Origin of the sequence: Bacillus sp. AFS098217 (assembly GCF_002551815.1) — a bacterium.
Taxonomy (GTDB): domain Bacteria; phylum Bacillota; class Bacilli; order Bacillales; family Bacillaceae_G; genus Bacillus_A.
Genome location: NZ_NVPR01000045.1, coordinates 1 through 12,000, shown reverse-complemented (window position 1 = coordinate 12,000; position 12,000 = coordinate 1). Strand labels below are relative to the sequence as shown.

Annotated in this window: 10 protein-coding genes and 1 pseudogene; 8 read left to right on the top strand and 3 right to left on the bottom strand. The window is 37.1% G+C overall.

Annotated elements, in window-relative coordinates:
- The first annotated feature begins 1 nt into the window (after position 1).
- Positions 2 to 373, top strand: coding sequence for a YisL family protein (locus COO03_RS13000; RefSeq protein WP_097897585.1), 372 nt, complete (start codon positions 2 to 4; stop codon positions 371 to 373).
- Between the two features lie 50 nt (positions 374 to 423).
- On the opposite strand, the gene COO03_RS12995 is transcribed toward COO03_RS13000, so the two are convergent.
- Positions 424 to 978, bottom strand: coding sequence for a DUF2777 domain-containing protein (locus COO03_RS12995; protein WP_097897584.1), 555 nt, complete (start codon positions 976 to 978; stop codon positions 424 to 426).
- 235 nt (positions 979 to 1,213) lie between these two features.
- Between COO03_RS12995 and asnB the strand changes: the two genes are divergently transcribed.
- From asnB to COO03_RS12970, 5 genes and pseudogenes are all read left to right on the top strand, one after another.
- Positions 1,214 to 3,061 (top strand): asparagine synthase (glutamine-hydrolyzing), encoded by a 1,848-nt coding sequence (gene asnB / locus COO03_RS12990; RefSeq protein ID WP_097897583.1) that lies wholly within the window; start codon positions 1,214 to 1,216, stop codon positions 3,059 to 3,061.
- 228 nt (positions 3,062 to 3,289) lie between these two features.
- Complete coding sequence (hemH, locus tag COO03_RS12985) at positions 3,290 to 4,273, top strand: ferrochelatase (protein WP_097897582.1); 984 nt, start codon at positions 3,290 to 3,292, stop codon at positions 4,271 to 4,273.
- Between the two features lie 33 nt (positions 4,274 to 4,306).
- Positions 4,307 to 5,773 carry a catalase gene (locus tag COO03_RS12980; RefSeq protein WP_097897581.1) on the top strand — a complete coding sequence of 489 codons (1,467 nt, stop codon included), beginning with the start codon at positions 4,307 to 4,309 and terminating at the stop codon, positions 5,771 to 5,773.
- A 618-nt stretch (positions 5,774 to 6,391) separates the two neighbouring features.
- Positions 6,392 to 6,709 (top strand): annotated as a pseudogene (locus tag COO03_RS12975) (manganese efflux pump); the annotation flags it as partial.
- 89 nt (positions 6,710 to 6,798) lie between these two features.
- Entirely contained in the window at positions 6,799 to 7,440 is a 642-nt protein-coding gene (locus tag COO03_RS12970) for a helix-turn-helix domain-containing protein (RefSeq protein WP_097897580.1), read from the top strand.
- 152 nt (positions 7,441 to 7,592) lie between these two features.
- Here COO03_RS12970 and COO03_RS12965 read toward each other — a convergent pair whose 3' ends face one another.
- Positions 7,593 to 8,828 (bottom strand): ammonium transporter, encoded by a 1,236-nt coding sequence (locus COO03_RS12965; protein WP_097897579.1) that lies wholly within the window; start codon positions 8,826 to 8,828, stop codon positions 7,593 to 7,595.
- Between the two features lie 263 nt (positions 8,829 to 9,091).
- Between COO03_RS12965 and COO03_RS12960 the strand changes: the two genes are divergently transcribed.
- A complete protein-coding gene (locus COO03_RS12960) occupies positions 9,092 to 10,408 on the top strand; it encodes an alpha-amylase family glycosyl hydrolase (RefSeq protein ID WP_097897578.1) in 1,317 nt (438 codons plus the stop codon).
- 51 nt (positions 10,409 to 10,459) lie between these two features.
- Here COO03_RS12960 and COO03_RS12955 read toward each other — a convergent pair whose 3' ends face one another.
- On the bottom strand, positions 10,460 to 10,951 hold the full coding sequence (locus COO03_RS12955) for a YajQ family cyclic di-GMP-binding protein (RefSeq protein ID WP_097897577.1): 492 nt from the start codon (positions 10,949 to 10,951) through the stop codon (positions 10,460 to 10,462).
- Positions 10,952 to 11,094: 143 nt separating this feature from the next.
- On the opposite strand from COO03_RS12955, the gene COO03_RS12950 reads away from it, so the two are divergent.
- Entirely contained in the window at positions 11,095 to 11,961 is an 867-nt protein-coding gene (locus COO03_RS12950; protein ID WP_097897576.1) for a CvfB family protein, read from the top strand.
- The last annotated feature ends 39 nt before the right edge of the window (positions 11,962 to 12,000 follow it).

Here is a 12,000-nt window from a genome sequence, read left to right as displayed (position 1 = left end):
CATGACAACACACATGCATATTACAGCGTGGGCATTGGGACTTATTTTATTCTTCGTGACGTACTCTATGTATACGGCAGGGAGAAAAGGTAAAGGTGTACATATGGGGCTTCGTCTTGTGTATATCATCATTATTGTAACTGGTTTCTTGTTATACCAAAGTATTATGAAAACAGCAACAGGTAACATGCACATGTGGTACGGCCTAAAAATGTTAGTCGGTGTTTGGGTTATTGCTGCAATGGAAATGATTCTTGTAAAAACAAGTAAGAAGAAGCAAACAGGAGCATTCTGGGTTCAATTTATTATCGCGTTTGTCGTTGTATTATATATTGGATTACGATTACCACTGGGATTTGCACCATTTGCGTAAAATAAAAACATCCTATTCTTCTATAAAGGAGAATAGGATGTTTTTTTATTTCATGTAGCATCTACATGGAGTTGCTCGCCATTTGTTTTTGTAAATTGAAAAATATTTTTGTTGCATGAGGAAAAGCGGACATAATGATGGTGCAAAGCACATACCATTTCTTCGTTATCAAATAAAAGAATATTTACACCTTCGCAAGGCTCTCCCTTTGCTTGGAATGATAAGAAGTTATGACAATACACACAATCATATAAAGAGTAATGAAGTGATTGTAGTGCATCAGCGAATAAAGAGAAAGTGGAATCAGACAGTTCTTCTAACCATTCATGATAACTGAGTAGTAATTTTTTACGAATTCGTATCATCTCACCATTTTGTAATGGATGGTGTTCATTTGCAACTTGTAATATGTTTTGCTCGTAGAAGCGAGCTGGTAGCCAATTATTGTTATATGAAATTTCAAATCCATCTTCAATGACATCTTCTAACAAAAATGCTTCGTCATTTTCATCATCAAAAAAAATCCATTCATTGTTTATATATTCCACGTTACCAATTGTATGAGCGCGTGGCTGATTATACAAAATATGTTTGCGTTGTTTCATTTATGATTTCTCCTTTTGTAGAAGTAGTTATTCCTGTTATGGACAGTTCAGGCGTTCTTTATAACTACGGAACACCTAAAGAAAGTTGGGCATAGAATAAGAACACGTTTCACCAATCGGGCTTTTACGTGCGATTGTCCCTGTTCCCTCTAGAGTTATCTGGATTTTGAACGGGGGTTACTGCACGTTAATAAGGGGTAAAGTTATACGGATAAAGATAGGAAGGATGATTGATATGTGCGGGATTACAGGATGGGTTGATTTTAAACGCTCGTTAGAACAGGAGAGAGAGACGGTCATGAAAATGGCTGAAACACTTGCAAAGCGAGGACCAGATGATACGAATATCTGGATAAGAAGGCATGTTGCTTTTGGACATAAACGATTAATTGTTGTGGATCCCGAAGGTGGAAAACAGCCGATGACTTGTCTGAAGGAAGAATCAAGTTATACGATTTGTTACAACGGTGAGCTATATAACACAGAAGATATTCGTAAAGAATTACTGCAAAGAGGATATACATTTAAAGGACACTCTGATACGGAAGTATTATTGGCGTCTTATGTAGAATGGAAAGAAGAGTGCACCCAGCATTTAAATGGGATATACGCATTTGCGGTATGGGATGAGGAAAAAGAACAACTATTTATTGCAAGGGATCGGTTAGGAGTAAAGCCACTATTTTATAAATATGATAAAGGAAGAGTGCTGTTTGGATCAGAATTAAAAGCGATCTTAGCGCATCCGGATGTAAAGGCAGAAGTTACGACAGAAGGACTTTCAGAAATATTTGGACTAGGGCCTTCAAGAACGCCTGGTCATGGTATATACGCAGAAATTCAAGAGCTCCGTCCGGGGCACGTTCTAACATTTTCGAAAGATGGTTTATCTATATGGCGCTATTGGAATGTGGAGAGTAAAAAGCATGAGCATTCATTTGAAGAAACAGTAGAAAAAACACGTTTTCTGTTGCAAGATGCGATTACAAGGCAACTCGTTTCAGATGTACCATTATGTACATTTCTGTCAGGAGGCGTGGATTCAAGTGCTATTACGGCATTTGCGGCAAGGGCATATGAGCGAGAAGGGAAAGGGAAGTTGCACACATATTCCATTGACTATGAAGAGAATGAAAAATATTTTAAGGCGAATGCTTTTCAGCCGAATTCAGATGCGCCTTTTATTGATTTAATGACCGATACGTTTCAAACGATTCATCATCGCTGTGTCATTTCCAATGAGCAACTAGCAGAGTATTTAACAGAAGCGGTACTTGTGCGTGATTTGCCTGGTATGGCAGATATTGATTCGTCATTATTATGGTTTTGCAAGGAAATCAAACATGATTTTGTTGTTGGTTTGTCAGGAGAATGTGCGGATGAAATTTTCGGAGGATATCCGTGGTTTTACCGAGAAGATGATTTGCAATCAAGTGCGTTTCCATGGATGAGATCGACAAAGGAACGTGAACAACTTCTAAAAAAAGAATGGCGTAATAAATTAAAGCTGCAAGAATATGTACAGCGGCGTTATGAAGAGTCAATACAGGAAGTGCCGGTTTTAGAAGGAGAAAGTATGGTTGAAGCAAAAAGACGACAATTGTTTTATTTAAATATGACTTGGTTTATGGCGACATTATTAGACAGAAAAGATCGGATGAGCATGGGAGCGAGTTTGGAAGTACGTGTTCCATTCGCGGATCATCGCCTTGTCGAATATGCGTGGAATATTCCTTGGGAAATGAAAATGTATGAAAATCGCGAAAAAGGTCTATTACGTAAAGCGTTAGAAGGTATATTGCCAAATGATATATTATATCGAAAGAAAAGTCCGTATCCGAAAACGCATAATCCACATTACACAAAAGCAGTAACTGTTTGGCTAGAGGATTTATTAACAGACAGACATTCCATTTTGCATGAATTATTTGATAGAGAACAATTGCAAGGGTTAATCCAATCAGGAGGGAGTGCCTTTCAAACACCGTGGTATGGCCAGCTGATGACGGGACCACAACTATTAGCGCATTTGGCACAGATTCATGTTTGGTTTAAGGAGTATGGGGTGAACATTAAAGAATAATAAAAAGCGGCTTACAATCATTGTGAGCCGCTTTTTATTATTCTGTATGAGTGGGAGCGACTTATGATACGGCGAAGTTTAAATGAATTGTCAAATAAAATTCAAAATCATATTATAAATAATACTTATTTAGAATTATTATTTTGACGTATTGATTATTAATTGTTATACTTTAGAACAAATATTGTTGAAAAAGGTTCTCATTTATGAAACTGAGGTGTTATATAGATGATAAAGAAGAAGATAGGTTTACTTGTGATGGCGTATGGGACGCCTGAGTCACTAGAGGATGTAGAAGCGTATTATACACATATTCGTCACGGACGTAAGCCGTCTCAAGAAGCACTTGATGATTTAATTGGACGTTATAAAGCAATTGGTGGTATTTCACCGCTTGCACAAATTACAAAGAAGCAAGCTAATAAATTAACGGAGGAACTGAATAGACGTTTTTCCAATTATGAATTTGTTTGTTATTTAGGTTTAAAGCATATCGCGCCGTTTATTGAAGATGCGGTAGAAGAAATGAAACGAGATGGGATTGAGGAAGCGATTAGTATTGTGTTAGCGCCTCACTATTCGACTTTTAGTATTAAAGCATACAATGAGCGTGCAATGCGTATGTCTAAAAAAATAAATGGTCCTGTTATCGAACCGATTGAACAGTGGTATGATGAACCGAAATTTATTGATTACTGGGCAGAAAAAATAAAAGAAACATTTACTAGAATTACAGATCAAGAGAAAATGATTGTCATTTTTTCTGCGCATAGTTTACCTGAGAAAATTATTGCTGCTGGTGATCCTTATGTGGAGCAACTGCAGCATACGGCAGATTTAATTGCTGAGGCAGCAAGTATTCAAAATTATACAATAGGCTGGCAAAGTGCTGGAAATACACCAGATCCATGGATTGGACCAGATGTGCAAGATTTAACGAGAGATTTGTATGAAAAGTATGGTTATGAATATTTCATGTATTGCCCGGTTGGGTTTGTGGCCAGGCATTTAGAAGTGCTGTATGACAACGATTATGAATGCAAAGCTGTGACAGATGAATTAGGTGCAGCATATTTCAGACCGGCTATGCCAAATGCAGAGGAATCATTTATTGATTGTTTAGCAGAAATTGTTTCCAAAAAAGCGAATAAAATGATTGACAAAAAAGTAAATTTAAATAATAATCAAATTGTAATAATTTTAAATAAGTAATTATTATTGTTAAAAACTAGGAGGTCCCACTTGATGAATCCAAATAATCGCTTAACAACAAACCAAGGTGCTCCAGTAGGAGACAACCAAAATTCTCGTACAGCTGGTCGCCGTGGACCGGTATTATTGGAAGATTATCATTTAGTAGAAAAACTTGCTCATTTTGATCGCGAACGTATTCCAGAGCGTGTTGTACATGCACGTGGTGCAGGTGCTCATGGTGTTTTCGTAACGAAAAATAGCATGAAGAAATATACAAAAGCAGCGTTTTTACAAAATGAAGGAACAGAAACGCCTGTATTCGTTCGTTTCTCAACAGTTATTCATGGTCAAGGTTCTCCAGAAACAGCTCGTGATCCACGTGGTTTCGCTGTTAAGTTTTATACAGAAGAAGGAAACTATGATATCGTAGGTAACCATTTACCTGTTTTCTTCATTCGTGATGCAATTAAATTCCCTGATATGGTGCACTCGTTAAAACCAGCACCGGATACAAATATTCAAACACCAGATCGTTACTGGGATTTCATGACACTATCCCCAGAGTCTACACACATGCTGACGTGGGTATTCTCGGATTACGGTACGCCTGCAAACTACCGTCAAATGGAAGGATTCGGTGTTCATACATTCAAATGGATTAATGCTGAAGGTGAAATCGTTTATATTAAATATCATTGGAAACCACAGCAAGGTGTGCGTAACTTAAGTGCGAAAGAAGCAGAACAAGTACAAGGAAAAGATTTTAACCATGCAACTCGTGACCTATTCGATGCAATTGCAAACGGAAACTATCCGAAGTGGGATTTACACGTACAAATTATGCAATTAGATGAAATGGATTCTTTAGACTTCGATCCATTAGATCCAACAAAAGTATGGCCGGAGGATCGTTTCCCGTTAATGGAAGTAGGGACAATGATGTTAAATCGTAATCCGCAAAACTTCTTTGCGGAAGTAGAACAAGCGGCGTTCTCTCCTAGTGCGACTGTACCTGGCGTTGAACCGTCTGAAGATAAGTTATTACAAGGTCGTTTATTCTCTTACCCGGATACACAGCGTTACCGTCTTGGTGCGAACTACTTACAAATCCCTGTAAACTGCCCATATGCAGCTGTTCGTAATCAACAACGTGATGGTGCAATGCAAATCAATCAAAACCCGTCAACAATTAACTACGAGCCAAGTCGTCACGCTGAAAATCCAGTTGAAGATTCTGTTTACCGTGATTCAACTATGAAGCTTGAAGGCTATGTATCTCGTGAAAAAATTGATAAACCAAACGACTTCCAGCAAGCTGGTGAACGTTACCGTTCATACTCTAAAGAAGAACAAGATAACTTAATTGCCAACTTAACAAACGACTTAAAAGATGTACATGAACAAACAAAATTACTTGCAATCTGTAACTTCTTCCGTGCAGACCGTGAGTATGGTATGCGTTTAGCGGAAGCATTAAACGTTGATATTTCAGCGTATGTAGGAAATCCTGCGAAATAATTACATTTCCAATTCTCTTTTATTCTCAATAAGAAAAGACGACTGATTACGGTCGTCTTTTTTGTGCGCATGTATGCCGAATTTTGCAGGTAAGTCGATATGTTGCGATATATGAAAAAGAAGTAATGTTTCTTATCATATTGAGCGTGAACAAAAAGAAATCCGGTGATTGATATGTGTAAGATTAAATTCGTATATGTATACAATACTGCAACATAATAATATATAAGATAAACGATTAAAAGTACAATGCCTCCTTGTTGAGTAGATTGTGTTGAAAAATCATCTTATTTAGATAGAATTTTTTTATAATCGGATACGTTAAACAAAAAATTTATGAAATCTTTTTGGTGTAAAAGTTAGAAGAAGAAATAGTACTATTTCGCCTAAAATTGCGACAACTATATTTAATAAAAGAGTTCGGAAATTCGAGGTAAGATGATTGATTATGATGCATTTCCAGTGGAATAAACTCATAAAACTCACTCCTTGTAGATTTTCTTTTAGTATATTAAAACATTTCTGTAAAAGTGCATGTCTTAGTTTGTGATTTGCAAAAAAACAAAATAAATTCTCAATAAAAACTCAACGAATAAGCAACAAATTGCTGTTGAAGGAGCTGAAAATGAAGTAGCTTCAACGGAAATAAATGGCCTAACGAAAAATATAGGTAAATCTGGGGAGATTGGATTTGTAGAATCTATTTTTCTTGGAGTTGGTCTTTCGGCTAATGCATTAACGAATGGATTAGGGGCTGGTTTATTTGGTTTGAACCCGATAGCGGTATGCGTTGCGGCGGCGATTGGTAGTTTCATAACAGTTTGGGGTGGAGTTGCTTTAGGAAGAAAAATAGCTCATGTTCGTATTGGTAAGTTTACTTTAGGGCAATTTGGAACATTACTATTAAATATAAATACCTACCTTGTAACTAGATAATAGAATTTGTTAATATTGAGTGTATATAGGTTGTAGTTATCTCTCGTTTGACAACTATGATAATTCTCATGAATAAAGGAGAATCGAATATGTCTGAAGGAACTGAAAAAAGTAATCTTGGCTTGTTGTTAAAAGAATTGCTGAAGGAACAGTCTTTGTCGATGCGAAAACTTAGTACGCTTACTGGAATTGATACTGCTACGATTTCAATGATCATAAATGGTAAGCGAAAAGCAAATCCAAAACACTTACAAAAATTTGCGGACTGTCTTGGCATTCCTATCACTGATTTATTTGTAGCGGCAGGTTATTCGATTGAAACAAAACAGGAGAAACAATCTGATATTCACGTATCCATTGACAACATTCAACATTTACTCGAATCTTCCCATCTATATGATCAAAAGTTTAGTATAGCTAATGTCAAGCAGCAATTGGCTAATTATGAACAATATTCACAAACAGAAGAGGGAAAAGGAACAATTTTAAAGGGATTTGAAGAGAAGATTCAGAAGGTAAGTGGTATCGGGCCGTTTATTAGTGATTTGAAGGATTTGTATGAGAAATTTATTAAGAAGAAGGGGACCCGTGGGGAACTCGCTTTGATGGGAAGTGCACTTATATATTTTATTTTAGCAGTCGATGTGATTCCGGATTATGTTTTTCCCATCGGTTATTTAGATGATGCTGTCGCTGTGCAAATTGTTTTAAATTTACTATTGAAAAGATAAGATGTTTATATAGATAAATGAGTAAAAAAAAGATAAAGATATTTATATACCAATAGTTTGGAATATTCGCGTTATATATATTGTTTTGAATATACAAAAAAGGTGTACTCTATTTTGAAGTGAAGTACGCCTTTTTCGTATGTTCATAAGTTTTAGTTTGCTGACCTTTCCGTATGCTCATAAGCTTTCTCCCCGTGCATGGAAATATCCAGTCCTATTTCTTCTTCATGCTCATGTACGCGGACCGGAAGAAAGAAGTTGATAACTTTAATAATTGCGTACGTCATGATGATTGTGAAGGTATATGTTGCACCGATTGCTACGAGTTGTTTGAAGAGGAGTACAGCGTTTCCGTAAAATAATCCATTGGCTCCATCGCTATTTACGGAAGTTGTTGCAAAGAGTCCGGTTGCAATACCGCCCCATGTTCCGCCGATACCATGACATCCAAATGCGTCAAGGGCATCGTCATATCCAAGTTTATGTTTTAAAAAGAAGACAGCTCCGAAGCATAATACCCCGCCGATAGCCCCGATGAGAAGGGCGGAGAATGGAGTGACAAATCCGCAAGCGGGTGTAATCGCGACAAGACCTGATACTGCACCGCAAGCTGCTCCCATGACGGTCGGTTTGGATTGGAAGAACCATTCAGTCAAGATCCAAGTTAAGGCAGAAGCTGCGGCTGCTGTATTTGTATTAATAAACGCAGTTAAGGCTACAGTGTTTAGTGAAAGGGCACTGCCGACGTTAAACCCAAACCATCCAAACCATAGTAAGCCAGCGCCTAAAATGGTAAAGGGAAGGTGATGAGGAGATGAACCTCTTATGTCTTTTCGTTTTCCAAGGAAAATTGCTAATACAAGACCGGCAACTCCGGACGTAATATGAACGACATTACCGCCAGCGAAATCTAATGCGCCGAGCTCTCTCAGCCAGCCACCAACGCCCCATACCCAGTGTGCAACAGGGTTATAAACAATCGTCGTCCAAAGAAGAATGAAAATAAGAAAAGCGGAAAATCGCATTCTTTCAGCAAATGCACCTGAAATTAAAGCTGGAGTTAAGATTGCAAACATGAGTTGAAACATCATAAATAAATTGTGAGGAATAGTAGCGGAGTAATCCGGATTTGGTGCGTAAGTTACGCCTTGTAGACCAAACCAATCAAGTGTACCGATGATCCCGTTCCAATCGGGCCCGAATGATAAAGAATAGCCGATAAAGATCCATTGGACGGAAACAATCGCCATTGCGCTATAACTATGCATCGTTGTGCTCAGTACGTTTTTACTGCGAACCATTCCACCGTAAAACAGTGCCAGGCCTGGTGTCATAATCATCACCATTACCGTTGCTAAAAATATAAAAACCGTATCTCCCATATTCATTCTTTTTCCCTCCTATGATGTTATAAAGTGTTACAACTAGTGTTATTTTTCATATCATATTCAAAAACAGGAAAGAAATCAATGTAATTTTTAGAAAATTTTAATTTTTATGTAATAAAATCTAACATAAGTTATTTTTAAGAATGAAAGATGATAATTGTTAACTGTGAATATGGTGTAAGTAAATAAATGGAGGATATATACGGTTGCTCCGGGAAATTGATATACTATTCTTATAATTAGAAAAAAGTTGGGGGATCTGTGTGAAGAAGATATGGAATAGGGGAGTGTGTATTTGTTTTTGTCTGGTAGTCGTTTTTTTAGTGCCTATACATACCTTTGCGGAAGAGGAAAGGGAATGGCAAGATGAAGTGATTTATTCTATCATGATTGATCGTTTTAATAATGGAGATGCGAAAAATGATAAACAACTTGATGTGGGAAATTTAGAGGCGTATCAAGGGGGCGATATACAGGGAATTATTAAGAGGCTTGATTATATAAAGGGGATGGGATTTACCGCTGTTATGCTTTCGCCTCTTTTTGAAAGTAAAACATATGATGGAACTGGTATAGGTGACCAGCGAAAAGTAAATGAACATTTTGGCTCACTGCAAGATGTGAAACAACTTGTACAAGAAGCTCATAAAAGGGAAATGAAAGTAATATTTCAATTTGTTGTTGGAGAAGAACCGCAACAAATGATTGATTCGATGAAGTGGTGGATAAAAGAAGTAAACTTAGATGGCAGCTATCTTATACATAGTGAGAAACTGCCCTGTGCTTCGCTGAATGAGGTAAAACAAAATGTACAAGAAATAAAAAAAGACTTTCTCGTGATGACGAATGAAGCAGAAGGTATACATAATAAGCATTATAAGCAAATCACAGATGTGTTCTCGGAACCTGGTATCTCTATTAAACCGTTGTATGATGCAAGTTTAATAGAGGGGGATGAAGTAAGAGGTACATTTGTAGATAATCAAGAAACAAAGCGATTTGTGCGTATTGCAAAAGAAAATGCGTACTATCCACCAGCACGTTTGAAGTTAGCACTTGCTTACTTATACACATCTCCAGGGGTGCCGATTGTGTATTACGGAACAGAGATTGCGCTTGATGGCGGGGAGACACCTGATAATCGCCGCTTAATGGATTTTAAAACAGATGAAAAGTTTTTGCAGTATGTAACGAAATTAGGAGAATTAAGGCAAAAGCTGCCATCTTTACGTCGTGGTACATTTGACCTGCTGTACGATAAAAATGGGATGAGCGTACTGAAAAGAACGTATAAAGATGAAGTAACGCTCGTTGCGATAAATAATACAAAAGAGACGCAAAAGGTTGCACTTTCAGCTAGTAGTATTGGAGAGAACCAGGAATTAAGAGGGCTGTTGGAAGATGAAATTATAAGAGAAGAGGATGGTAAGTATTATCTTGTATTGAAACGGGAAGAAGCGAATGTGTATAAAGTTGGAGAACAAACAGGGATAAATTGGGTGTTTATATCTTTGTTAGTCTTAGTAAATGTTGTGTTTCTTGCTTTTTTAATTGCTGTAAAGAAGCGGAAAAAATCTTGAAAATAGTATGGTTATGAAAAGGAAAAACCCTCATGATAGAGGGTTTTCTTTTTAGCGATAGTTGATGAATTGTACGTCAATTGGTAAATCAGCACTACGAACTGCTGAGATTACTGCTTGTAAGTCATCGCGGCTTTTCGCTGTTACACGTACTTGGTCATCTTGAACTTGTGTTTTTACTTTTAATTTTAGCTCTTTAATGATGTTATTGATTTTTTTCGCGTTATCTTTATCGATACCTTGTTGCAGCGTTGCACGTTGGCGTACTGTGTTGCCCGATGCACTTTCGACTTTTCCGTAGTCTAAGTTTTTAATTGGAACGTTACGTTTAACGAGTTTAGAAATGAGAACGTCTTTTACTTGTTCTAATTTAAATTCATCATCAGAAGTTAAAACAAGTACTTCTTTTTCTAATTTAATGTCACTTTTGCTTCCTTTAAAGTCGTAGCGATTTTGAATTTCTTTTAATGCGATGTTAATAGCATTTGTTACTTCTGGTAATTCTACTTTTGAAACGATGTCAAAAGAACTGTCTTTTGCCATAGTTAGCACCTCCAAATTAAATTCCACCTCTTATTATAGTTAATTTTGGGCAGTTGGACAAATAAAGGAAAAATCGTGTTATAATGAAGCTTTCTTTGGAATGATAAAAATATAACTTTATATATAGAAGGGAATTAAAATATATGTATTTACAACCAGGAGCGATTGAGCAGGTAACTGTTTTACGAGAAACGGAAATTGGATATATGGTCGGATTTGATGATGAGGATGGTTATGAAGAGGTATTTCTACATAAAAATGAAGTAGCGGGGGAAATTGAAGAAGGCGATACGATTGACGTATTTTTATACCTTGACCATAAAGAGCGAATTGCAGCAACGATGAAAACACCGCTTATTACAACAAGTGACTGGAACTGGGTAAAAGTTGTAGAAGTAAAACCTGATCTAGGTGTGTTTGTTGATATTGGTGTTTCAAAAGATATATTAATTCCGGCTGATGAGTTTCCAATTTATACACCGGTTTGGCCTGAAGAGGACGACGAATTGTATTGTACATTGAAATTAACAAACCGTGGTCGTCTTATTGCTCTTCCGGCAAGGGATTCAGATATGCAAGAAATCATCGTTGATGCAACGCCATCTATGCGTAATAAAAATGTAAATGGACGTGTGTATCGCTCTCTTCAAGTAGGTTCGTTTGTATTGACGGATGAACATTTCCGTGCCTTCTTACACCACACAGAAAGAAAAGAACAGGTTCGTATTGGTGAGCGTGTAACAGGTCGTATTATTGATGTAAAAGATGATGGTACAATTAATATCTCACTTCTTCCACGTAAAGAAGAGGGGATGGAAGACGATGCTGCGGTAATTTATGAGTATATGGAGAGCCGTGGCGGAGCGATGCCGTTTTGGGATAAGAGCTATCCGGAAGACATTAAGGAGCGTTTCAATATGAGTAAGGCTGCGTTTAAGCGTGCGCTTGGTAAATTGATGAAAGAAGAGAAGATTTATCAAGAAGATGGCTGGACGTACTTCAAAAAGTAAAAAAAACGAACAAGCTGCATAATCTGTACCCTTTGTAAA

Excerpts from the sequence above, each read along its gene's own strand:
- COO03_RS13000 (WP_097897585.1), top strand. The coding sequence starts at position 2 with ATGACAACACACATGCATATTACAGCGTGGGCATTGGGACTTATTTTA.
- COO03_RS12995 (WP_097897584.1), bottom strand. The coding sequence starts at position 978 with ATGAAACAACGCAAACATATTTTGTATAATCAGCCACGCGCTCATACA.
- asnB (WP_097897583.1), top strand. The coding sequence starts at position 1,214 with ATGTGCGGGATTACAGGATGGGTTGATTTTAAACGCTCGTTAGAACAG.
- hemH (WP_097897582.1), top strand. The coding sequence starts at position 3,290 with ATGATAAAGAAGAAGATAGGTTTACTTGTGATGGCGTATGGGACGCCT.
- COO03_RS12980 (WP_097897581.1), top strand. The coding sequence starts at position 4,307 with ATGAATCCAAATAATCGCTTAACAACAAACCAAGGTGCTCCAGTAGGA.
- COO03_RS12970 (WP_097897580.1), top strand. The coding sequence starts at position 6,799 with ATGTCTGAAGGAACTGAAAAAAGTAATCTTGGCTTGTTGTTAAAAGAA.
- COO03_RS12965 (WP_097897579.1), bottom strand. The coding sequence starts at position 8,828 with ATGAATATGGGAGATACGGTTTTTATATTTTTAGCAACGGTAATGGTG.
- COO03_RS12955 (WP_097897577.1), bottom strand. The coding sequence starts at position 10,951 with ATGGCAAAAGACAGTTCTTTTGACATCGTTTCAAAAGTAGAATTACCA.
- COO03_RS12950 (WP_097897576.1), top strand. The coding sequence starts at position 11,095 with ATGTATTTACAACCAGGAGCGATTGAGCAGGTAACTGTTTTACGAGAA.